Source organism: Staphylococcus equorum (assembly GCF_029531845.1).
In the GTDB taxonomy this organism is placed as follows: domain Bacteria; phylum Bacillota; class Bacilli; order Staphylococcales; family Staphylococcaceae; genus Staphylococcus; species Staphylococcus equorum_C.
This window is the reverse complement of record NZ_JAMBPV010000001.1, coordinates 312,557-336,034: the sequence shown is the minus strand read 5'-3', so window position 1 is coordinate 336,034 and position 23,478 is coordinate 312,557. Positions and strand designations below refer to the sequence as shown.

At 31.4% G+C, this 23,478-nt stretch carries 21 protein-coding genes and 2 pseudogenes; 11 read left to right on the top strand and 12 right to left on the bottom strand.

Features of this window, described 5'->3' with window-relative positions:
• Window positions 1–70: 70 nt before the first annotated feature.
• The 6 genes from tcuA to M4L39_RS01475 form a co-directional block, all read right to left on the bottom strand.
• Entirely contained in the window at window positions 71–1,564 is a 1,494-nt protein-coding gene (gene tcuA, locus M4L39_RS01500) for an FAD-dependent tricarballylate dehydrogenase TcuA (protein WP_277580404.1), read from the bottom strand.
• A gap of 126 nt (window positions 1,565–1,690) precedes the next feature.
• Complete coding sequence (locus M4L39_RS01495; RefSeq protein ID WP_277580403.1) at window positions 1,691–2,557, bottom strand: LysR family transcriptional regulator; 867 nt, start codon at window positions 2,555–2,557, stop codon at window positions 1,691–1,693.
• Between the two features lie 134 nt (window positions 2,558–2,691).
• Window positions 2,692–2,922, bottom strand: coding sequence for a hypothetical protein (locus tag M4L39_RS01490; protein WP_277580402.1), 231 nt, complete (start codon window positions 2,920–2,922; stop codon window positions 2,692–2,694).
• 174 nt (window positions 2,923–3,096) lie between these two features.
• On the bottom strand, window positions 3,097–3,828 hold the full coding sequence (locus M4L39_RS01485) for a RibD family protein (protein WP_277580401.1): 732 nt from the start codon (window positions 3,826–3,828) through the stop codon (window positions 3,097–3,099).
• Window positions 3,829–3,937: 109 nt separating this feature from the next.
• A complete protein-coding gene (locus M4L39_RS01480; protein WP_277580400.1) occupies window positions 3,938–4,498 on the bottom strand; it encodes a DapH/DapD/GlmU-related protein in 561 nt (186 codons plus the stop codon).
• Between the two features lie 81 nt (window positions 4,499–4,579).
• Entirely contained in the window at window positions 4,580–5,557 is a 978-nt protein-coding gene (locus M4L39_RS01475) for an alpha/beta hydrolase (protein ID WP_277580399.1), read from the bottom strand.
• A 136-nt stretch (window positions 5,558–5,693) separates the two neighbouring features.
• On the opposite strand from M4L39_RS01475, the gene M4L39_RS01470 reads away from it, so the two are divergent.
• The 6 genes from M4L39_RS01470 (at window position 5,694) to M4L39_RS01445 (ending at window position 9,763) form a co-directional block, all read left to right on the top strand.
• Entirely contained in the window at window positions 5,694–6,131 is a 438-nt protein-coding gene (locus M4L39_RS01470; RefSeq protein ID WP_277580398.1) for a MerR family transcriptional regulator, read from the top strand.
• Between the two features lie 372 nt (window positions 6,132–6,503).
• Window positions 6,504–7,124 (top strand): hypothetical protein, encoded by a 621-nt coding sequence (locus M4L39_RS01465; RefSeq protein ID WP_277580397.1) that lies wholly within the window; start codon window positions 6,504–6,506, stop codon window positions 7,122–7,124.
• Window positions 7,125–7,317: 193 nt separating this feature from the next.
• On the top strand, window positions 7,318–7,629 hold the full coding sequence (locus M4L39_RS01460) for an ArsR/SmtB family transcription factor (RefSeq protein ID WP_277580396.1): 312 nt from the start codon (window positions 7,318–7,320) through the stop codon (window positions 7,627–7,629).
• Window positions 7,630–7,688: 59 nt separating this feature from the next.
• Window positions 7,689–8,120, top strand: coding sequence for a DMT family transporter (locus M4L39_RS01455; RefSeq protein WP_277580395.1), 432 nt, complete (start codon window positions 7,689–7,691; stop codon window positions 8,118–8,120).
• A gap of 12 nt (window positions 8,121–8,132) precedes the next feature.
• Window positions 8,133–8,600 carry a DMT family transporter gene (locus M4L39_RS01450; protein WP_277580394.1) on the top strand — a complete coding sequence of 156 codons (468 nt, stop codon included), beginning with the start codon at window positions 8,133–8,135 and terminating at the stop codon, window positions 8,598–8,600.
• Window positions 8,601–8,962: 362 nt separating this feature from the next.
• Entirely contained in the window at window positions 8,963–9,763 is an 801-nt protein-coding gene (locus M4L39_RS01445; protein WP_277580393.1) for an ABC transporter permease, read from the top strand.
• Window positions 9,764–9,869: 106 nt separating this feature from the next.
• Here M4L39_RS01445 and M4L39_RS01440 read toward each other — a convergent pair whose 3' ends face one another.
• Window positions 9,870–10,289 carry a LysE family transporter gene (locus M4L39_RS01440; RefSeq protein ID WP_277580560.1) on the bottom strand — a complete coding sequence of 140 codons (420 nt, stop codon included), beginning with the start codon at window positions 10,287–10,289 and terminating at the stop codon, window positions 9,870–9,872.
• Window positions 10,290–10,404: 115 nt separating this feature from the next.
• Here M4L39_RS01440 and M4L39_RS01435 point away from each other — a divergent pair.
• Both M4L39_RS01435 and M4L39_RS01430 read left to right on the top strand, forming a co-directional pair.
• Window positions 10,405–10,780, top strand: a pseudogene (locus tag M4L39_RS01435) (recombinase family protein); the annotation flags it as partial.
• A 30-nt stretch (window positions 10,781–10,810) separates the two neighbouring features.
• Window positions 10,811–11,038: a hypothetical protein gene (locus M4L39_RS01430; RefSeq protein ID WP_277580392.1), complete on the top strand. Its 228-nt coding sequence runs from the start codon at window positions 10,811–10,813 to the stop codon at window positions 11,036–11,038.
• A 408-nt stretch (window positions 11,039–11,446) separates the two neighbouring features.
• On the opposite strand, the gene M4L39_RS01425 is transcribed toward M4L39_RS01430, so the two are convergent.
• Window positions 11,447–11,758 carry a DMT family transporter gene (locus tag M4L39_RS01425; RefSeq protein ID WP_277580391.1) on the bottom strand — a complete coding sequence of 104 codons (312 nt, stop codon included), beginning with the start codon at window positions 11,756–11,758 and terminating at the stop codon, window positions 11,447–11,449.
• Window positions 11,758–12,009, bottom strand: a complete 252-nt coding sequence (locus M4L39_RS01420; protein WP_277580559.1) for a DMT family transporter — start codon at window positions 12,007–12,009, stop codon at window positions 11,758–11,760. Before M4L39_RS01420 ends, M4L39_RS01425 begins: the two co-directional genes overlap by 1 nt.
• Window positions 12,010–12,261: 252 nt before the next feature.
• Between M4L39_RS01420 and M4L39_RS01415 the strand changes: the two genes are divergently transcribed.
• The 3 genes and pseudogenes from M4L39_RS01415 to M4L39_RS01405 form a co-directional block, all read left to right on the top strand.
• The gene (locus M4L39_RS01415) at window positions 12,262–14,289 is read left to right on the top strand and encodes a heavy metal translocating P-type ATPase (protein ID WP_431197605.1); all 2,028 of its coding nucleotides are present in this window, start codon (window positions 12,262–12,264) and stop codon (window positions 14,287–14,289) included.
• An 18-nt stretch (window positions 14,290–14,307) separates the two neighbouring features.
• The gene (locus tag M4L39_RS01410) at window positions 14,308–14,853 is read left to right on the top strand and encodes a DUF1541 domain-containing protein (protein ID WP_277580390.1); all 546 of its coding nucleotides are present in this window, start codon (window positions 14,308–14,310) and stop codon (window positions 14,851–14,853) included.
• Window positions 14,854–15,008: 155 nt separating this feature from the next.
• Window positions 15,009–15,147, top strand: a pseudogene (locus tag M4L39_RS01405) (recombinase family protein); the annotation flags it as partial.
• Window positions 15,148–15,485: 338 nt separating this feature from the next.
• On the opposite strand, the gene M4L39_RS01400 reads toward M4L39_RS01405, so the two are convergent.
• The 3 genes from M4L39_RS01400 to M4L39_RS01390 form a co-directional block, all read right to left on the bottom strand.
• Window positions 15,486–15,593 carry an alanine:cation symporter family protein gene (locus M4L39_RS01400; protein ID WP_431197614.1) on the bottom strand — a complete coding sequence of 36 codons (108 nt, stop codon included), beginning with the start codon at window positions 15,591–15,593 and terminating at the stop codon, window positions 15,486–15,488.
• Between the two features lie 122 nt (window positions 15,594–15,715).
• Window positions 15,716–16,939: a condensation domain-containing protein gene (locus M4L39_RS01395; protein WP_277580389.1), complete on the bottom strand. Its 1,224-nt coding sequence runs from the start codon at window positions 16,937–16,939 to the stop codon at window positions 15,716–15,718.
• Between the two features lie 31 nt (window positions 16,940–16,970).
• Window positions 16,971–23,258 (bottom strand): non-ribosomal peptide synthetase, encoded by a 6,288-nt coding sequence (locus M4L39_RS01390; protein WP_277580388.1) that lies wholly within the window; start codon window positions 23,256–23,258, stop codon window positions 16,971–16,973.
• Window positions 23,259–23,478 lie beyond the last annotated feature (220 nt).

Below are 23,478 nucleotides of genomic sequence, written 5' to 3'. Positions count from 1 at the left end.
CACCTAGCCAATTCGGCTATTACAAAGCGTAACAGCACTTGTGTTTTTATACAATATATAAAAACTATGCTCAATTATCTACTTTGTTCATTTGTACATACTCCGCAGCTGATTTTCCAGCTCTTTTACCAAAAGCTGAACCAGACATTAAACCAGATCCTCCAGGATAATTATGATAAAACAATCCCCCTACCATTTCTCCTGCTACAAATAATCCAGCTATTGCATTGTTTTGTTCATCTAAAACTTCAGCTTTAGTATTTGTAGAGATACCGCCAAATGCAAAAGTAATACCACATGTAATAGGAAACGCATAATAAGGGGCCTGATCAAATTTTAAAGCCCAATTCGTCTTTTCTGGACTAATACCTTTTGTAGATTTACCATCTTTCACACTTGGGTTATAGTCTCCATCCTGAACACTAGAGTTATATTCATCAATCATTTCAACAAAATCATTAGGATTGATATCCATTTTTGTAGCTAGTTCTTCTAATGTGTTCGCTACAATCTTAGTCGCTTCTTTTAAATTATATTCTTTTCTCAACATAGAGCTGACTTGAGAATCAAAAATTTGAAAAGCTTTTTGATCAGGTTGTCTCAAAGTCTCTTTTCCATATTTTGCATAAGTATAATTTCTAAAATCAGCACCTTCATCTACAAATCTTTTTCCATTTTTATTAATGATTAAGCCCAGCGGATAAGATGATTTTTTATAGATATCACCAGGTTTTGAAAAATCACCCACCTTAGGAGCGTTATAATCTGTAGTATGAGCATGACAACCATCATAGTGACCTGCTTTATTAGCTCCAATTTCTGTCGCTATTTCTATTCCGTCACCTGTGTTATATTCAGTACCTCTAACGATTGCTTTTTCCCATTCTTCACCTAAGTTTTTAACCCTTTTATCTTTACTCGCTTCAAAACTACCACATGCTAATATAATAGCCTCAGTATTTACAGTTACCCTTTGCTTATTATTATCCAGGTAAGTTACTGCTGATACTTTATTATGATTCATTTCGATTTTATTAACTTCAGCACTATATATAATATCGATACCTAGTTCTTGGGATCTTTTAAATAAAGCGTTCATTAATCCTATCCCTTTATCCACTGTTTTTATGGGTAAGCCACCCCAAAAATTTTTGTTTCCATTAATTTCAAAGTACTGATTTTCATTTAATTGAAATTCTACTCCTTGTTTTTTCATCCATAAAATAGTTTCAAATGACTCGTTTGCTAAAAATTTTGCTAATTCTGGATTACTCTCACCATTAGTTACTTTTAAAATGTCTTCATAAAAATCTTCAGTATTATAATCAGGCATTTGTATTTCTGATAAATCGCTTTCGGATAGTGCTGTGACAACTTCTTTTATTCCTTGCAAATCATTGTAAGCAAACCTGATTGCGCCATCAGTAAATATTGAGTTCCCCCCTCTTTTTTCTTCGGGAGCTTTTTCTAATACAAGCACTTCACTACCATTCTCTTTTGCTGATATTGCTGAACTTAGTGCAGCATTTCCTGTTCCAACTACAATTACGTCATATTTCTTCAAAAATATCCCTCCATAAAAAAAGTAATCTAAAAGTATCTCTCTTTAGATTACTTAATAAAATATAAGAAGGAAAATACATATATTTTATTCATCATCATAAAATTTTTTTATGACATTCTCTTTTTCTTAATTATTATCCTTATAATACGCTTTAATATGTCTAATAAATTTTTGCATTAAGGGATAATCCTCTTCTTCCCTATATAATAACCAAGTATCTCTATAAATTATTTCATTCTCCTTATTTTTAATAGGTACAATATTTAAGTTTTTATATTCCCTGACGCCAATATTTGGTGCAATTGCATAACCCATGCCTTTTTCTACTAACTTTAAACAAGACTCTAAGTTATCAATTAACATCGCTTCATTCGGAGGCTCATTGTAGGATTCTTTCCACCAGTTATCAATAGTATTTTGTAATCTTGTATCAGTCTTAAAAGCTATCCTAGACTTGGAAGGTAATTTTTCTAAATCAATCTCATCTTTGCTGATTATACATATTGGTTCTTTATTTAACAGGGTTTTATAACCCTTCCAAGATACATCGCCTCTTACGATTGCAAGAGAAACTTCATCAGATTCTATTAATTTATAGATAGACTGACTCCAAGAAGTAACAATTTTAAATTGAACTTTTTGAAAATCATTCGTAAAACTACTAAGTAGTTCAGGCAGATCATATCTAGCTAAATTTTGCGAGACACCGAGCCTGATGACTCCCTCATCCTCATTATCTATACTGTGAAGATAATCTTTCATTTTATTAAATCCATTTAATGTTTTTCTAGCATAATGAACGAGATGGCTCCCTTGAGAAGTGAATCTAATACCTTTCTTAGTACGTATTATTAATGGCACTCCAAGTTCTTGTTCAAGTGTATTAATTTTGTAACTTAGCGAAGGTTGAGATACATATAATTTTGTCGCAGCTCTTGTAACATTTCTTTCATCATCCAATGTTTTTATTATCTCTAAATCTCTAAAATCCATAGTTGTTTTCCCCTTTGATCGAGTTAATCATAAATGATTTTTATCGTATTTCATTATGTATCTATATTAGAATCTATCATGAAATGTCGTTAAGCTCATTATATTAATCTTTAGAACTATCATTTTCTATTCACTTACATATGCGTCGTTGAGGCTTTGGTAACAATTATAGGTTGGTTGAATACTGAAGTGGTTTTTTCGATAAAGCGAGCTTTAAGTAGTCTTGAACATTCTGCGGATACACCTTTATCATCAATCTCGTTGTCTTTAGTTAAAGGAATAGATAATAAGAAAATTGGTAATGGCCATAAAGTCTTATTATATAGTTTTAGTGGTAAATTAGCACATGTAGTATTACTTATCAAAGGATACTTTTTCTAAACATAAAAATGCTCCCTTCAAAGCTTTTCACATTTTATGTGTTTACTTTGGAGGGAGTTTATTATTGGTGTAATAGCAACTATAAATATTTATGTTTCTTGAGATTTATACAATTTTATTGAAGCACGCGTTTCAGTAACAATAGCTTATATTAGTTTTTAGGACTTATAGCTTGGTTTAACTTTATACTGTAACCACACAACACTTTCTTCTAAAGTCTTAACTTCCATAAGTTCAAATGCTACTGGGGAAACTTTTGAAAGATGTTCTTTGGCTGCAAAAAGGCTTTGTTCATCCGTTGAGCCGTCAGCAATAGGCGACATAATAATGCTTACTTCATCTACAAGACCATTTTGAAGATAAGACCAATTCAGTATACCACCGCCGCCTATCATCAATCGTTCTACATTGTAGAGGGTTGATAACTTGTGCAAGACGAGTTCTTGATCTATGTCTTTCTCACCAGCAATAATATAAGAAACATTCATACGTCTTAAAAAATCTTTGTAAGCATTACTGACTTGTTCCGTTAAAATTGAGATAACGTGAGATTTTACATTACCATACTCAACGACATTATCCGTCCAAGCTAGTTTGCCAGAACGATCAATTGCAACAAAGTAGTTGGGTGCATCAGTAACGGCAATAAAATCACCTTCAGGCACTGTATCTGCCTGCTCATTCAATTCGGGTTTACGGTAGTGCGTAAAGTTATCCTCGACAGTGATACGCCCATTTAAATAGCATTGAATATTCATTACCTGTTTCTCTGGATCCAATGCTATTTCTTGATACTGCTGACTTGCAGCTTCAAATTCTGGTAAATTAATAGCATGAATTTTCCCTTCAAGTGACGTATGAGTGTGAATAATAACATAAGGTTTTTTCATATAATACTCCATTCCGTGTCGCATTCCGTTTAACCGACACAAATATTAATCTAATTAAGGTGAACGGAACACCTTCTATCATAAATGATTACATATAACTTAAATTTAGTTAAATAGTTTTAACGACTTTAGCTGGACTCCCCGTCACAACAGCGTTTTTCGGTACATCTTTTGTCACTACAGCATTCGCACCAACAATTGCATTTTCACCAACAGTGACACCCGGTAATATAGTAGCCGCTGCACCAATCCATGCATTTTTCTTAATAGTAATTGGTTTAACAATTACTCCTCTACGTTGCTCGGGATCAATCGGATGATTAACACTGAGCAAATTGGCTCTTGGTCCAATTTGCACATGGTCTTCTAAAGTAATGCCACCTAAATCTGTAAACATAACGTTACAATTAATAAATACAGATTTCCCAATATCTAGATGTTTTCCAAAATCTGAGTAGAATGGTAAATTGATGGCGACAGAATTATCTATTTTTTGTCCAGTTATTTCTGATAATAACTGTATTATTGAATCATGATCTTGATATTCATTATTTAATTTGGATATAATTTTTGAGTTAGAATCTACTATTTTGTTAATTTCTTCAAATACAGGTTCTTTTTCACTGACAATATGTCCCCAAATATTTTCGCTCAAGATATTTTCAAACATAATCAAGCTCCTTTTGTGATGACACCTTAAATTTTATAGTTTCTGATTATAACTATACCCTGTAATATAAGCGAATAATTTTTATAAATTGCTTGTTAAAAAGTTTTCTATTTTATCAAATGGTATGATATTGGTTTGGTCATATAAATCAGTGTGAACAGCATTAGGAATTATCATTAATTCTTTGTTGTCACCTACTAAATTTTTATATGCTTCTTCACTAAAATAAGTAGAGTGTGCTTCTTCACCATGAATTAATAATACGGCATTACGTATCTCGTTACTGTATTGAAGTAATGGTATATTCATAAAAGATAATGGTGTGGTAACTGTCCAGCCCTCGTTTGAATTTACTGATCTACTATGATATCCGCGATTTGTTTTGTAATAGTCAAAATAGTCCTTCACAAATTGTGGTCCTTCTTCCGGTCTAGTATCTGGTAAACCACCATCTAATTTATAATCACCATTTTTAAAATCTTTTGCTCTTTGTGCATTTAATGACTGTCTTTTCTCAAAACGTTGCTCTTCACTATCTTCACCATCGAAATAGCCCTTCGCATTTATACGACTCATATCGTACATTGTAGCAGTTACTGTTGCTTTAATTCTCGTATCGACTGCAGCAGCATTAATCGCCATACCACCCCAACCACAGATACCAATGACACCAATTTTTTCTTCATTCACATCATGTCGTGCTTCAAGGTAATCTACAGCAGCTTGAAAATCTTCAGTATTGATATCAGGCGAAGCGACATTACGTGGAAAACCACCACTTTCACCCGTATATGAAGGATCAAACGCTATCGTAATAAACCCTCTTTCTGCCATTGTTTGTGCATATAAACCTGACGATTGTTCTTTAACTGCTCCGAAGGGACCACTCACAGCAAGTGCTGGCAATTTATTACTGTCGCTGTTAGACGGTTTGTAAAGGTCGGCAGCAAGCGTAATACCGTAGCGATTAATAAAAGTAATCTTACTATGTGTTACTTGTTCACTTTTAGAAAATGTTTTATCCCATACTTCAGTTAAGTTTAAGTTTTCCATTTGCATAATTAACACTCCTTTGAATATTTTAAAATCGCTTTGCTAGTTAATATTATTGATGTTATATTTAGTACGTTATCACCTAAACCTAACTTTAGGTCAAGTATAAAAAATAAAATTTTAAAAATCGTGAGGCGTTAAAATGTATTCAATAGGACAAGTATCTGAGAAATTTCAATTGCCAGTATCTACTTTGAGATACTACGACAAAGAAGGATTACTACCCAATTTAATGAGAGGTGAATCAGGCGTTCGTCAATTTGATGATCAAGCTCTTGAAGCAATAAGAGTTATAGAGTGTCTTAAAAAATCTGGTACCTCTATCAAAGATATTAAGCAATTTATGATGTGGTGTGAGCAAGGACCGTCAACTTATAATAAAAGATTAAATTTATTTGAAGAACAAAAAGTTCATATTGAAAATGAAATTAAAGAATTAGAAAACACATTAAACATGATTGAGTTTAAACGTTGGTATTATAAAGAAGCATTGAAAAATGGGGATGAAAATTTTGCTGAAAGTATTCCTGAAATACTACCAAGCGATGTTGAAGAACATTATGTAAAAGCACATAATTAAAAATTCATTCTTAAAACTATATTTTATTTTGAAATGATAGAGAGACTTCCTTTTGAAAGGGAGTCTTTTTTAATTTACTTTTTCAGTAAAAAATTTTTAATCTACTTATAATTAAATTCGAATGAATCAATTATATTTCTTTAAATGTTGAACTTTGATATAGTCGGATATTGAATATAAAATATCAAAATTATATTAATAAGGAGAGCGTTTTATTTTGTTGAAATATTATTTTAAGTCACAAACATACCAGTTTTAGCACTTCACATTTTTATGTGGGGTGTTTTTCTATGTTTTTAAATAATCGTTTAATAATGGATGCTGTGATGACTATCTATTATATAAACAAAAATTTTAGAAGGAGCGTAATATATGATTGTAAAGGATAGTACTATCAATCCATTTAATATAATTTGTAAAAATAAATATGAAGAAACAAATGCCTTCACATACAATAGATTAATAGATTATGGAAGTTCTTATTATTATTTAAAAGATACATCATTTGATTATATTTCAACGAGTGTTGTTAGTAGATGTGATGGTGAAGAAAATGAAGAATTCAAATCCAGATTCAAGGATTTTGGAGAAACTGAAAAATTTTGTATTGAAAAACTAGAAGTAACATCTACATTTGAAAATAAAGGCGTTATGACCATCATGTTTTGTGATGTGATGCTAGCAATGTTAACTAGTGAATTATCACATCAACATCATATAGAAGTTAAATTTATAAATACATCAGATTTGATAAAAGATGGCAAAATAGTAAACGTGTACCATAGTGTGATACCTAATTATGAATTATCAACTACTAAGCCTGATAGTACAAGAATATCTTTAGAAGGCCAACGTAATAAATCAAGTATTGAATTTTATCAAGATATTTATAATATATTTCCTTTAGAGACTAGAGAAGAAGATATTGAATATTATACAAATCTAAGAGCTGAAAAAATAAAAAGCTTTAATGAAAAGTTAAAAGCTATTTAGATAGTTAATAACAAGTATCGGTAAGGGTTTATTATTAAGACAAAAATTAATTTTGAAGCATTAAAAAGACTTTCTTAAAAATGGAAGTCTTTTTTTAACAACTATACTTAACTTGTTATTTACTTTAGGAAGACTAATATTAAAAAGTAATTTGGGATTGACATTTCGAATATTCTCGAATAGTATATGTGTTATGAAAAATTTAGTGGAAACTTTTAAAGTATTAAGTAACTATAGTCGTGTTGATATTTTAGTTTGGCTAAAACATCCAAGTGAACATTTTGGACATATTTATACAGGTGAATATTTAAAAGAAAAAGGAGGCGTATGTGTAGGAGATATACAAGAAAAAGCCAATATGTCCCCCTCTACTGTCTCACATTATTTAAAAATGATGCAGCAAGTAGGACTATTAGAATCCGAAAGACATGGTCAATGGACTTATTATAGAAGAAACGAAGAAAGTATTAATGAATTAGCCAATCTAATAAAAGAAGATCTTTAGAGATCTTTTTTTATTGATTATAATTCGATAATTCGCGAAATGAGGAAAATAGGTAAATCATGAATAAATTTATATTTTATATCCTTGCTATAGTAGCAGGTATATTTTTGAGTATCGAAGGTGCCATGTATGCAGTTTTAGGTGATTCTATTGGAGAATTGGAAAGTAGTTTATACAATTTTGCCATAGGAACAATCATATTAGGCATTGCATTATTGTTTTTAGGCAAAGGCAAACTATCTTACGTAATTAAAGCACCTAAATGGCAATTAACTGGCGGCATATTAGGCGTTATTTACTTAACTGTTTTAGTCTTCATCATTCCTATGATAGGTGTTGGACTAGCAATGGGAAGCGTTGTCGTTGGCCAAATGATTATGAGTGCATTAATAGAACATTACGGCATACTAGGCAGTGAAAAACGACCATTAAGAATTGAAAAAGTAGTGGCAATTATACTAATGATAGTTGCATTAACACTTATTTATTAGGAGGAGTATAAAATGCAAGTAGCTTTAGTCGTCATAGCTTTAATAGCTGGTATCACTTTAAGCACACAATCATCAGTAAACGGGGCTTTTAGTAAAAAAGCAGGAACGTTAGAAAGTGCCTTTTTAACATTTATAACAGGTGGTATGATTTTATTCATTATTACTTTATTTTTTGGGGAAGGAAACTTCTTAGAGTTCTTTAGTGCGCCTAAATGGCAATTGAGTGCTGTTTGGTTTGGTGTTGGTTATCTATTTTTAACAATTGTAGCAATTCCCAAAATAGGTGTTATAGCAACAAATATTTCTGCTGTTATTGGACAGTTAACAATGGGTATGATCATCGATCATTTTGGTTTATTTGAAGGCATGGTCATTCACTTTGATGCAAAAAGAATTATCGCATTAATTTTAATGGTTATTGCATTAAGATTGATTTATAAGGCTGATATAAAAAATAGCTTACATGAAAAGTTAACTTAAATTATTTACAGTTTGTTCAAAATCGCAATTACAAATATGTTTGTTAATACAAATTTTGAAACAATAAAGGCGCCTCTTTCTTAAAAGAAGCGCCTTTATTGTTTTTGATAATTACCGATTATATTATATATAGAAGTCTTTTTTAATACATATACTTAGTATATTATTTAATTTCAAGAGTAGGATATTTAAATAGTTGTGTCTTTTATTAAGTTATTGTAAAGTTTAGTAATATTAAAAATATATGCATAATGAATTTAAAATTAATAATAAGATTTATAATACAAAATAAGATTTTTTTGGAATTACATTTAATTTATTTGCAAGATCAACATTACATCTAGAAAGTGAGATAGGCTTAAATGAATTCAATATGGTTTGTGTTAAAAGAACAATTGCAAAATTTATATTTAATAAGAAGATTAGCCGAATTTCAATTAAGAATTTCTAATAAAAATAATTATTTAGGAATGGCATGGGAATTAATTAACCCTACTATGCAAATTGCGGTTTTTTGGTTTATTTTTGGTTTAGCTCTAAGAAGCAATAAGTTAATGGAAGGTGTCCCATTTATATATTGGCTTATTGTTGGGATTAGTATGTGGTTTTTCGTAAATGAAGGTGTTCTAGAAGGTAGTAAGTCCATTACTTCAAAATTTAATCAAGTAGCTAAAATGAATTTCCCACTTTCTATTATCCCTAGTTATGTAGTTTTTAGTAAGTTCTATGGTCATATTTTTCTACTATTAATTATTATGGGTGTTTGTTTCATTGGAGGGTATAAGCCCTCAATATATACTTTACAATTATTTATATACTTATTTTATGCGTTAGTTTTAACCAACGCTATAGCGTTATTAGCTTCAACATTAAGTATGTTAATTAGAGACATACATTTAATTCTACAAGCTTTAATGAGAATGATATTTTTCGTCTCTTCTATACTTTATTTACCAAATAATCAAATAGTTGGAGCAGTCATGCAATTTAATCCTATATACTTTTTAGCTGGAGGATATAGGGCAGCCATATTGCATCACGAATGGTATTTTATTACGCATTGGGAATTAGCATTGTATAATGTGTTTCTTTGTATTCTAATCTTTAGTGTGGGGTCAATTTTACATATGCGTTTTAGAGATAGATTTGCAGATTATATGTAATAAAACGTTTTAAAACTAATGTACTAACTCAAAAATATGAGGTAAGTCGAGCTCCGTAAACAATCGTCATTAAGACAATGTTTGGTTTTGAAACAATAAAAATTAGCTATAAGAGCTTTTTAAGGTCGTGGAGAAATAAGTAACCAAAATAAAAACTAAATCCTATTAATAAGATACCAGCTATAATAGATGTCCATTTTATAAAACTTTGATTAACAAATTTTCTGGTATAACTGACTGCCCCCATTAAAAGAATATCATGAATTAGGATTCCTACTAAAATTCCTGAAGCAACAAGTAAAAATTGATAGCCGCTAACATTATTTAGAGCTGTTGTTAAGGCAGTTCCAAATACGCCTATCCAAAAAACAATATTTGATGGAGAAATAGCCATTACTAATCCTCTACTATAGGCTTTAAATAATGATTTTTTAACTTTCACTTCACTATTTATAGACAAAGATTGATTCGATTCTTTGATACTATCAACCCCAATATATAGTAAGCAAAGAAATCCGGGTAGCAGTTAGTAACTAATCATTTTAATTTATTAGTTCACATATCTCTTAAATTAAGCTTTTAAAACGTTCGTTTTTGATACAAAACCTCTTAACATTAAGAGGTTTTTCTTGGTTATTTAAGTCTATAAACTAGATCATCTTGGACGTACAACGAAACGATTAATTGAGTTATCTCAATGGTTGGATGAAAATAGCATTGATTTAAATATTATTGATATAAATGTATCAACAAAAGACGCAATATACAAGATATTCTTTACCATGATGAGTGTTTTGCGGAACTTGAAGCTAACTTATTAAGTGAACGTACGAAAAAAGGATTAGAAGTAGCAAGAGACAGAGGTCGAAAAGGCGGAAGACCTTCATTACCAGATCACAAAAAACGTGAAATCAAGTTCTTGTATGATGAACAGAAGCTCACAGGTGAAGAAATTGCTAAAAGACTGGCGTAAGTCGATCTACAGTGTATAGAGTGATTAAAAAGGGGGTAATATAAAACTATATATTTTAAAAAGGTGGGAATATAATGGGGAATAATATTTTATTGCAACCTGGTAAGCTAGAAGAAGTTATGAATAACCTTATGATTGAGGGGGTTAAAGAAAATAACAATAATTTAAAACCAATCGAAATTACTTATGATTCAGAATTAAGCAATTCAGAAATCGACTCTATAATACTGAAGTTAAATAATATTAATAATGAAAATAATATATTAATTAATAAATTATTAAAACATAAACTTTCTCGATGATTTTGAATTACTTTTCCCTATTAAAATTTAGAATTAAAAACCAAATTAAGCAATCACATACGTTGACATGCAAAAAAGGTAACATGCTATTACATGTTACCTTTTTTGCATTTGAAAGCCTCGTAACCTTTAAGTGAATAAAAAACAACCATTCTTCCTAATCAATCAAAGGTTGGAATGGTTGTTTTCTGCACACTCTGTTTTTCTTTATATAAAACAGAAGGTAAGTAGTAGCTAAAAACATAGCTATACTGCCCAAAATTACAGAGAAACGAATATTGAAAACTTCTGATAATGAAGCTATTAAATACCCTTTATTTTAATAATAATTTTATCCTCGTGACTAAAATTGTCTATTTGAACTAACTTTCGCTCTAACCCTCATTTTGACCGGAAAAGACAATACTTTTAAACAGCTAATTTTAAACCAATGGCGGACATTAAAATAATCGCAATGCATAGCATCCTTTTCCATTCTTTTGGTTCACCAAACCAATACATCCCCATTACAGCAGAACCTACAGTGCCAATACCTGTCCAAATCGCATAAGCCATACCCATTGGAATTTCTTTCATTGCATAAGATAACAACAGAAAGCTTAATCCAAAAAATAAAATCATATAATAAAGAGCTGACTTTTGTTTTTCTCCTAATCTTTTTACATTATATACACCCACTACTTCTAAACACCCTGCGACTATTAACGCTAACCAAGACACTATACAAACTCTCCCTGTTCATTAGATTCTGATAATTCTTCCTTGCTACTTATTAATTTTAATCCGATAACACCACCTAGTAGTGTAGATATAAGTAATATCTTCATCGGGATAGTAGGTTCTCCGAATACAATCATTTCCGCTAAGACTGTGGCCGCTGTGCCTATTCCGGCAAAAACTGCATATAGTGTGCCAAATGGTAATTTTTTACCAGCAATCGTCAATAAACAGAAACATACAAGCGAAGAGATTGCTAATCAAACAGGAGTGACTCATTCTACAGTTTACCGAGTATTAAAATAACAATTTTTATATAAGTTCAAAACACTAATTATAATTTCTAAGTAGTGTTTTGAAAGTTATTATTACATAATACGATATTAGTTCCTTCACTATTTTTACTCTGAAAAATACAAGAAAAAGCAAAAAGATTCATACCCCTACCCCGTATATGTTACACTCATACTATCCTATTACTAGAAAGTAAACTCAGGGGGGATATTGTGAATAATAAAGAAACAAGCCAAAATCATAATCATCAAGAACATGAGAATCATGGTGACCATGCACATCACCATCATGGTAATTTTAAAAGTAAATTTTTTATTTCTTTGATTTTTGCGATACCTATTATTATTCTATCGCCGATGATGGGCGTTAAATTACCGTTTCAATTTTCATTTACAGGTTCAGATTGGATTGTATTAATCCTTGCTACTATTTTATTCTTTTATGGAGGCAAGCCATTTTTATCAGGAGCTAGAGATGAAATTTCAACTAAAAAACCTGGAATGATGACACTAGTTGCTCTAGGTATTTCAGTAGCTTATATCTATAGTTTATACGCTTTTTATATGAATAACTTTAGTAGTTCATCGACTCATACAATGGATTTTTTCTGGGAATTAGCAACATTAATCTTAATTATGTTATTAGGTCACTGGATTGAAATGAATGCAGTAGGTAATGCCGGGAATGCATTGAAAAAAATGGCAGAACTGTTACCTAATACTGCAATTAAAATTACGGACGATGATCAACGTCATGAAGTTAAAATTGGAGACATCAATATCGATGATATCGTTGAAGTTAAAGCTGGTGAAAGTATACCTACAGATGGCATAATTATTCAGGGTCAGACATCAATTGATGAATCATTAGTTACTGGTGAATCAAAAAAAGTTTCTAAAATGCATAATGACGATGTTATTGGCGGCTCTATCAATGGTTCAGGAACAATACAAGTTAAAGTGACAGCTACTGGTGAAAATGGTTACTTATCTCAAGTTATGGAACTTGTTAACCAAGCTCAAAATGATAAATCAAAAGCTGAATTACTATCAGATAAAGTTGCGGGGTATTTATTTTATTTTGCAGTAAGTATTGGTTTGATTTCCTTCATTGTATGGATGCTAATTCAAAAAGACGTTGATTTCGCACTTGAACGACTCGTAACTGTATTAGTCATTGCTTGTCCACACGCATTGGGATTAGCAATTCCATTAGTTACAGCACGTTCTACTTCTATAGGCGCTCATAATGGCTTAATCATAAAAAACCGAGAATCTGTAGAAATCGCTCAACATATTGATTACATCATGATGGATAAAACTGGAACGCTAACTGAAGGCAATTTTTCGGTTAATCACTATGAAAGTTTTACAGACGAGTTAAACAATGAAGAAGTATTGAGTTTGTTTGCTTCATTAGAAAGTAGCTCTAATCATCCACTTGCTAATGGTATTATTGATTTTATTAAAGAGAAAAACATTTCATATTCTAGCCCTCAAGAAGTTAATAATATTCCAGGTGTAGGATTAGCAGGGAAAGTTGATAATAAAACACTTAAAATAACGAATGCTTCTTACCTGGATAAAAACAATTTCGATTATAAAAAAGAACAATTTACACTTCTAGCTCAACAAGGTAACTCTGTTAGTTATTTAATTCATGATCAACAAGTAATTGGTATTATTGCACAAGGCGATAAAATCAAAGCAAGTTCAAAACAAATGGTTTCAGACTTATTATCAAGAGATATTACGCCAGTCATGCTTACAGGCGATAATAAAGAAGTGGCGCAAACAGTTGCTAAAGAATTAGGTATTCGTGATGTACATGCACAATTAATGCCTGAAGATAAAGAAAATATTATTCAAGATTACCAAAACAATGGTAGTAAAGTAATGATGGTCGGCGATGGTATCAATGATGCACCTAGTCTTATTAGAGCAGATATTGGTATGGCAATTGGAGCAGGAACAGATGTAGCTGTTGAATCAGGTGATGTCATACTCGTTAAAAGTAATCCATCCGATATTATTAATTTCTTAACTCTTTCTAAAAATACGATGAGAAAAATGGTTCAAAATTTATGGTGGGGTGCAGGATATAATGTGATTGCTGTCCCTCTTGCAGCAGGTATATTAGCTTTTATTGGTTTAATATTATCACCAGCTATAGGTGCAATACTCATGTCTTTAAGTACAGTTATCGTAGCAATTAACGCTTTTACTTTAAAATTAAAATAAATGATAGGGGTTTAAATTATGATTAAAAAATTAAGCTTTATTATATTAGCATCAGGGCTCGTATTATCAGCTTGCTCAAATGGCAGTGAAGAAGAAAAAGATTCTAAAGATCAAAAACACGAGGAACATATGGAACATAAAAGTGAAAGTAAAGTTCCAGAGGATATGAAGCGCACAGAAGAAAGTACATTTAAAAAAGGTGATGAAGTTACTATTGCAGCAGGACACATGCCTGGTATGAAAAACGCCCAAGGTACTGTGAAAGGTGCTTATGAAACTTACGCTTATGTCGTAAGCTATACACCTACAAATGGCGATGAAAAAGTGAAAAACCATAAATGGGTCGTTAACGAAGAAGTTGCCGATGCCCCTGAAAATGGATTTAAGAAAGGTGATACAGTTAAATTAGAAGCTGACCACATGCCTGGTATGAAGGGCGCAGAAGCAAAAATAGACAATGTAAATAAGACAACTGTTTATGTAGTTGATTATAAATCAACTGAAAATGACAAGATGGTAAAAAATCATAAATGGATGACAAGTGATGAACTTAAATCCCGTTAAAACGTATTATTAACACCTATAAATTAATCCTTTAAAAATATACTTTTAAAAATGGACTGTTGAAAACAACAGTCCATTTTTATATCTAAACCATTAATTTAACCAACAATATAAAATCTATTTAATTTATTAAGAAGATTTTCTTGGTTATTTAAGTCTATAAACTAGATCGTCTTGGACATACAACAAAAGATGCAATGGGCAAGATGTTCTTTACTATGATGAGTGTATTTGCTGAACTTGAAGCTAACTTATTAAGTGACCAACTAAAAAAGATTAGAAGCAGCACGAGCCCTTTCAGTTATATACTGTAAGGGCTCATTTACTACTAAATAAAATAGCGTTCATTTTCTAATGAAAATAGGAATATTCAACTTTAATCAAAACAATAACTTATGTTTATAGAAAAGACTTTTCAATCAGTTCAAGCACTTTCAAAAGCAAAGGTGTAGCTGTCATATAATCACCTCCTCACATTAAAAATAATGTATATATTATTTGAAAATTACCAAGTTTTACTTATATGCGTATATTCTCATTAAATCTAAGTCCTATTTTCACTTTTTGCTATTATCCAAATTGTTTTCAAATTCGTTACTATTTCAATAAAAGTAGTAGTTATATATATAATGTCATAAACAGAATTTCATTGCTAATAATACTACTACATATTTTGTAGCTGTACCTAATAATTCAGCCAACCACATCCAGAATATTGCACCATAGCATCCAAGTGTAATAACAGTTTCTACTTACATAAGATATTGATTTTGCATTTCCACACTCTATGATATTACAATGCATTTAACAAGAATATCTGTCATTTTCTGCACATTCTTTTTATTTAATAAAATGATGTATATTAAACTTGCGTTTCATTATCACGATCACGTTTTTCTTCTTTGTTCGATATTTCAATTTCGCTTATTTTTTGTTCAGGGTCTTTTGTAACACTATCCAATATATCTATAAATTTATTCAACATACGTTGAATTGTTATTGGATCAAATAATTCATTCGCATATTTTAATGACACTTTATAAGCTTCATCGCCTTCAATTATCATGTGTAAATCAAATTTAACATTTGTGTCAGAAACTTCTTTTTCTTCAATTTCCCAACCATCTATTTTAAATGATTGATTATTAAAATTTTGAAATGCAAACGCTACATCATGCAATGTGTTACGTGTTAAACCATGTTTTTCCATCACTTCATCTTTCAATTTCTCAATAGGATAATCTTGGTTATCCAAAGCTTTTAATGATAATCTTTTAATTTCCGATAATAATTGATTGAATGATTTATTACCCTCTGGATAACCACGCATCGCGAGCCTATTAAAAAATGCACCTATCACTTCTTCAGTATTTTTATGTGTACGTCCCGAAACAGGACTACCAATTACTATATCTTCTTGATGAGTATATTTATGAAGTAAAATCATTAATGATGTTAATAAAATTGTATAGTCAGTACTGCCGGTTGTTTGTGCAAGTCTATTAATTGCAATTTTCGTTTCATTTGGCATGTTTACAGCGATTGTTTTACTCTCAAAAGTCTGTTGCTTTGGTCTTAAGTAATCTAAAGGTAAATCTAAAACAGGTAATTTATCTTCAAATTGTGATAACCAGAACGTGCGTTGTTTACTTAAATCGCGGTTTTTAATCCACTCACTGTAATCTTTGTACTGTAGCTTCATTTTTTCTAAAGTATGACCTTGGTACAATTTTAAAAATTCTTTAATAATATTATTGATAGATACACCATCTGAAATAATATGATGGATATCAAATAATAAAATATAACGTTGTTCATCACATTTCACTACTTTAACTCTTAATAATGGTGCTTGTGTTAAATTGAACGGTTTTACAAAATCTTCTGACAGTACGTCATAATCAATTTTTGATTTTTCTTCATAGTCTACCCTAATCTGTGTATTATCTTCGATTACTTGAATAGTTTCTCCATCAATCGTTTCAAAGCGCGTTCTTAACGTCTCATGTCGATTAATTAAAGATTGAAACGCATATTGTACGCGTTCAATATCTACATTACCTTTAATTTCAAATATTCCAGGCATATTATATGCTGTCGTCTGGCTATCTACCATTTTATTTAATATATATATGCTGTTGTATTGGAGATATATAGTAAAATGGCTTATCTTCAGCTTTTGGAATATCTTGAATATTCTTATCGTTGGTACTATTTTTTATAACTTCAGCCAATTGTAAAACTGTTGGTCTTTCAAAAATGATTTTTAAGGGTAAACGAACACCGATTTCACTTTCAATTTCATTTATAACACCAATCGCTTTAAGTGAATGACCACCTATTTCAAAGAAGTTATCGTCAATGCTTACACGCTCAATTTCCAAGACATTTTCAAATATATGAGTAAGCATCACTTCTGTATTATTCGTCGGCGCAGCGTAAGCTTTACTTTTAACTTTAATGTCAGGTAATTGTTTTTTATCTAATTTGCCACTTGAAGATAAAGGAAGTCCATCTATTTGTGTCATATACGACGGGACCATATAATTTGGTAATTTTTCACTTAACTGCGTTTTGATATCATAAAAATCGATTTGCTCGTCTGAAACTAAGTAAGCACAAATCGCTAATTCTTCTCCTGCCATTGGTTTAGCAACTACTGCAACATCAGAAATAAAATCGATTTGACGTAATAAGCTTTCAATCTCACCCAATTCAATGCGATAACCACGGATTTTCACTTGTTCATCTAAACGACCGAGATATTCTACATCACCTGTAGCACTCCACTTCGCTAAGTCACCTGTACGATATAATTTACCTTCACCAAATGGATTGTCGACGAATTTTTCTGATGTTAAATCAGGACGATTTAAATATCCTCTTGTCACACCAACACCGCCAATACACAATTCACCTGGTACACCAATGCCCATGAGATTCTTGTCTGAATTCATAATATAGGCTTGTATATTTGCAATTGGTTGACCAATTGGTATTTCTTCATAGATAACATTATTCTCACAATCGAAATGCGTCACTTCAACAGTAGTTTCAGTCGGACCATATAAATTAATTAATTGTATTCTGTTTTCGTTACCTATTGATTCATTAAATTGATTCACCCATTCTGTTTTCAATGCTTCGCCACTAGCTAAAATATATCTCAAACTAGAAAGTAAATGCGCTTGTTTCGTTGACTCAATATAAGTAATAAATGCATTAAACATAGAGGGTACAAAGTGAACGATTGTTATTCCGGATATCTGAAGCAAGGAGTTTATTTTTTCTGGGTTACCTTCCTCCCCTGAAGGTAATAGGGTTAATTGCGCACCAACCAGCGAAAAGCCGAAAATTTCCCATACAGAAACATCAAAGGTAAAAGGAGTCTTGAAAAGAATTACATCTTTTTCACCAATATTATATTGATTAATCATCCAGTTAAGGCGGTTCATTACACCTTCGTTTGAAACCATCACCCCTTTGGGTTTACCCGTCGTCCCCGATGTATAGATAACATACATCAGGTCTGATACATCTGTAACATTGAGTAAATTGTCGGTTGGTAACTCTTCAAACATCGCTTGATCCGTCACATCAATGATCACACCGTTATATACAATAGAATGGTCGATAGGTTGATCCGTTAACAGGACTATGGGCTTACTATCATTCAAAATATAATTGATACGGTCACTTGGATAATTAGGATCAATGGGTACGTAGGCTCCGCCTGCTTTCAATATACCGTAAATTCCAATAATCATTTCCAAATGACGATTAGTCATTATACTTATGAGACTATTCGGTTTGACGCCTTCGTGTCGTAATTTATGTGCGACTTGATTTGCTTTAGCGTTCAATGTTTGATAAGTCAAACTTTCACCTTCGTAAGTGACCGCCATTTTATTAGGCGTTTTCGCTACTTGGGTTTCAAAGCGTGACACAAATGTTTGTGAATTATTTAAATCTACTTGTGTGTCATTGAAGTCATGAAGTAGCGTTTTTCTTTCTTCCTTTGTAATCATTTCTATATCGCTAATTTTTTGTTCAGGATTTTGAACACTATTAGATAAAATTTCTAAATAATGTTCTAACATACGTTTTACGGTCGCTTGATTAAATAATTTATCTGAAAACTCTAATGAAATTTTATAGCCATTGTCCTCAACTACACTCATATTCAAATCAACTTTGGCACTCGAAGTTGATAGTTCTTTTTGGTTAACTGACCAATCATTGACTGTAAACGTTGAGTAATCATTGTTTTGTAAGGTGAACATCACATCAAATAATGGATTACGTGTTAAATCACGTTTGTCTACAACTTCCTCTACCAATGCTTCTAGCGGGTATTCTTGGTTATCAAAAGCTTTTAATGATAAGTCTTTAATTTCCGCTAATAATTGATGAAATGACTTATGACCTTCTGGATAACCACGCATCGCAAGGGTATTAACGAACATACCGAATACACCTTGAGTGTCTTTATGTATTCGGCCAGAAATTGGGCTACCAATGACAATGTCTTCTTGACGACTATACTTATGAAGTAAAGTCATAAAAGATGTTAGTAAAATCATATAATCTGTACTACCTGTTGCTTGTGATAGCTGGCTAATCGCAATTTTTGTTTCCTTAGGCATATTTACAGTAATTGTTCGACCTTCAAAACTTTGCTGATCTGATCTTGTATAATCACAGGGTAAATCTAAAACCGGTACTTTATCTTCAAATTGAGATAACCAAAACGCACGTTGATTACTTAAGTCATGAGAATGCATCCATTCACTATAGTCTTTGTACTGCACTTTTAGTTTTTCTAATGGATGATCTTGATACAATTTTGAAAATTCTTTCATAAACAAGGTAATAGAGAAACCATCTGAAATAATATGATGAATATCAAACAACAACATATAACGCTGTGCAGCAATTTTCACTAGCTTTACTCTTAATAAAGGTGCTTTTGCTAAATTAAACGGTTTCACAAAATCTTTTGAAAGCGTGTCATAATCAACATTCAATGTGTCTTCATAGTCTACACTAATAGTTATATCATCTTCGAGTACTTGAACTGGTGTACCATTAATTGTTTCAAAGTGCGTTCTTAACGCCTCATGGCGCTCTACTAGTTTTTGAAATGTGTTTTCAACACGTTTAACGTCCACTGAACCCTGGATTTCAAACATTCCTGGCATGTTATACGCCGTTTGATTATCTATCATTTCATTTAAAATATATAACCGTTTTTGTGGTGAAGATGCCAAATAATACGGTTTTGTTTCAGCTTGTGGAATACTTTGTGTATGCGCATCACTATCATAATCGTCTATCACTTTTGCGAGTTGTATCACTTTTTCATAGTCAAACATAATTTTTAAGGGTAAACGAACACCGATTTCACTTTCAATTTCATTTATAACGCTAATTGCTTTAAGTGAATGACCACCCATTTCAAAGAAGTTATCATCAATACTTACACGTTCAATATTCAAGACATTTTCAAATATCTTAGTAAGCATCACTTCTGTATTATTTCTAGGCGCAACATACGATTTACTTTCAATTTTAATTTCAGGTAATTGTTTTATATTTAATTTACCGTTAGATGTTACTGGTAATTTTTCGATTTGTGCCAAGTATGATGGAACCATATAATTCGGTAATTTTGCACTTAACTTTGTTTTAATATCATCAAACGGTATTTGTTTGTCTGAAACTAAGTAAGCACAAATCGCTAGTTCTTCCCCGCCCATTGGGTTGGCAATGACCGCCACATCTATGATGTCCTCATTTTGACGTAAAGTACTTTCAATTTCACCAAGTTCAATTCGATAACCACGTATTTTCACTTGGTCATCGATACGCCCTAAACATGTAATATTTCCGTCTTCCTGCCATTTCACCAAATCACCTGTACGATATAATTTCCCTTCACCAAATGGGTTATCAATGAACTTTTCTTTCGTTAATTGGGGGCGATTTAAGTAACCGTCAGTTACACCTGCACCCCCGATACAAAGCTCTCCTGGCGTACCAATGCCCATGAGATTATTATCTTCGTTCATAATATACGCTTGCGTATTCGCAATAGGTTGACCAATTGGAATAGCTTCATAGATAACATTATTTTCACAATCAAAATTTGTCACATCAATCGTAGTTTCAGTAGGGCCGTATACATTAATTAATTGTGTATTATTTTTTTTACCAATCGCCTCATTAAATTGATTCACTAATTCTGGTTTCACTGCTTCACCACCAACTAAGACGTAGCTTAAGCTAGAAAGCAAGTGTGCTTGTTTTGTCGACTTAATGTAATTGATAAATGGATTAAACATAGAGGGTACAAATACAGCTATCGTTACCTTAGATGTTTGAATTAATGAAGTAATTGTTTCTGGATCCCCTTCTTCACCGGAAGGTAAAAGCGTTGCTTGTGCACCAACCATGGCCCATCCAAATATTTCCCATATTGACGGATCAAAGGTAAATGGCATTTTGAATAAAATGTTATCGTCACTACTAATATCAAATCGCTTAATTCTTCTATTAAGATTATTCATCACACCTTTATAAGGTACCATAACGCCTTTGGGTTTACCTGTTGTACCAGATGTGTAAATAACACATAATAAATTAGATACATCTGTGACGCGTGATAGATCCTCGGTTGGTTGTATTGATGTGCTTATATTTTCCATTAAATTTATAACTGTTTGATTAAATTCAATGGAGGTGTCTAAAATTCGATCTGTTAATAACGTATGGGGATTGCTGTCATTCAAAATATAATTAATACGTTCAGTTGGATAGTTTGGATCGATTGGTACATAAGCACCGCCTGCTTTTAGAATACCGTAAATACCAATTATCATTTCTAAATGTCGATTTGTCATTATACCTACAAGACGATTCGGTTTTACGCCTTCATGTCGCAATTGATGCGCGACTTGATTCGCTTTAGCGTTCAACGCTTGATAAGTCAGACTTTTACCTTCGTAAGTAATTGCCTTTTTCTCTGGTGTTTTTTCTACTTGTTGCTCAAAATATTCAACAAATGTCTGATTATTATTTAGTGCTACTTGTGTATTGTTAAAATCATGTAAAATGAGTGACTTTTCTTCTTCTGTAATGATCTCTATTTCACTAATTTTTTGTCTTGGATTCTCTAATATTACATTTAAAATTTCTATAATGTTTGTGTGTAATGTCACAACTTCTTTTTTACTAACAACGTCTACCTGGTAATCGTAATCTATTTCTAACTTATCTTCTCCATGCCTATTGCTTATATTTAGACCCAATGGAGCATTGGTTGTGCCGGAATCTAACCATTCCTCCGAATAACCTTTTTTTATAAAATCAGGGTTGTGCTGAGTGTTCTGAAACGAAACCACGAAGTCTAGCAATCCTTTTGCATTACCACTATTTTCTACTATATAACTATTCGGGAATTTTCTATGTTTCAATACTTTGAAAGTTTCCTTTTTCATTGTCCCTAAAAATTCATTGATAGATGATTTCTTATCAATTTCAACTATTATAGGTAAGACTCTTGAATAAACCCCTGTCATTTTCTTTTCAAACTGCTTGTTTCTATTGTGTAATGCTATTCCAATTGAGTTTTTATTTGCTAAAGTTTTTTTATATTTTAAAATCAACATAGCAGCAGAAAACAAATTACTAATACTTAATTTGTTACTTTCACAAAACTCCATTATTTTATGTGTGTATGTGTCTGATAATCTATAATTCAGCCTATCTCCTTGGGCATTATTCACCCGCTTTTTTTCAAATAACTCATTATCTTCTAAATTTTCTGTCTTTTCAAACCAGAATTGTTTATCTTTTTCGAACCTTGATGAATTTTTATAATTCATTTCATCCTTAACACAATCTAAATACGTATACTCAAAATTTTCATTTTTATTTTCGTTCCCGTAAATTAAAGATTCGCATAATGTATTTCCAGCTATAGTCATACTCCATCCGTCTGAAATAACATGATGTTGTAATAATAATATTCCAACATCTCCTTTAGGGAGTGTTAAAATCACAAATTTAAATAAGTCGCTATTCAAAGCAAATATATTTGCTTTCACCTGTGTATTAACCCATTCATCAAAACCCTTTTGATTATTATTAAAATCAATATAATCAAATTCTTTACTTTTATATTCATCAATATATTGTTTATATTCGGAGTTCACTTTTTTAATTTTAATTCTATAACTCTCATGTGTTTTTATTAAATTGTTTAGCGATTTGTCAATTTCTGATATTTTCACATTATCTTTAATATTAACAATTCCTGCTATATTATTAATGCTAGTATTTTCATAATATTCTTCTAATTGAATAATTTCACGTTGCGCTTCAGATAATATATACTCTGCCATTAACTTAACCTCCATATTTTCAATCTACGTAATATTAACATGTAATTATACATAATATAACTTAAACAAAAGTCTTAGATAGCCTATCATCTTTCACCCCTCTACACTATGATGTTATAATACAAATAATGAATAGAAAGTCCATAGATAACCCGATCGCCCTAATTCATAGGTGCTCGCTACCCCAACTGTTCTCTTATATATAATTTCTTCAGTGCTT

Bases quoted from the DNA above. Each gene is read 5' to 3' on its own strand.
- M4L39_RS01410 (WP_277580390.1), top strand. From the start codon at position 14,308: ATGATTAAAAAATTAAGCTTTATTATATTAGCATCAGGGCTCGTATTA.
- M4L39_RS01450 (WP_277580394.1), top strand. From the start codon at position 8,133: ATGCAAGTAGCTTTAGTCGTCATAGCTTTAATAGCTGGTATCACTTTA.
- M4L39_RS01395 (WP_277580389.1), bottom strand. From the start codon at position 16,939: ATGCCTGGAATATTTGAAATTAAAGGTAATGTAGATATTGAACGCGTA.
- M4L39_RS01495 (WP_277580403.1), bottom strand. From the start codon at position 2,557: ATGGATTTTAGAGATTTAGAGATAATAAAAACATTGGATGATGAAAGA.
- M4L39_RS01455 (WP_277580395.1), top strand. From the start codon at position 7,689: ATGAATAAATTTATATTTTATATCCTTGCTATAGTAGCAGGTATATTT.
- M4L39_RS01430 (WP_277580392.1), top strand. From the start codon at position 10,811: ATGGGGAATAATATTTTATTGCAACCTGGTAAGCTAGAAGAAGTTATG.
- M4L39_RS01470 (WP_277580398.1), top strand. From the start codon at position 5,694: ATGTATTCAATAGGACAAGTATCTGAGAAATTTCAATTGCCAGTATCT.
- M4L39_RS01485 (WP_277580401.1), bottom strand. From the start codon at position 3,828: ATGAAAAAACCTTATGTTATTATTCACACTCATACGTCACTTGAAGGG.
- M4L39_RS01465 (WP_277580397.1), top strand. From the start codon at position 6,504: ATGATTGTAAAGGATAGTACTATCAATCCATTTAATATAATTTGTAAA.
- M4L39_RS01480 (WP_277580400.1), bottom strand. From the start codon at position 4,498: ATGTTTGAAAATATCTTGAGCGAAAATATTTGGGGACATATTGTCAGT.
- M4L39_RS01475 (WP_277580399.1), bottom strand. From the start codon at position 5,557: ATGCAAATGGAAAACTTAAACTTAACTGAAGTATGGGATAAAACATTT.
- M4L39_RS01460 (WP_277580396.1), top strand. From the start codon at position 7,318: ATGAAAAATTTAGTGGAAACTTTTAAAGTATTAAGTAACTATAGTCGT.
- M4L39_RS01390 (WP_277580388.1), bottom strand. From the start codon at position 23,258: ATGGCAGAGTATATATTATCTGAAGCGCAACGTGAAATTATTCAATTA.
- M4L39_RS01445 (WP_277580393.1), top strand. From the start codon at position 8,963: ATGAATTCAATATGGTTTGTGTTAAAAGAACAATTGCAAAATTTATAT.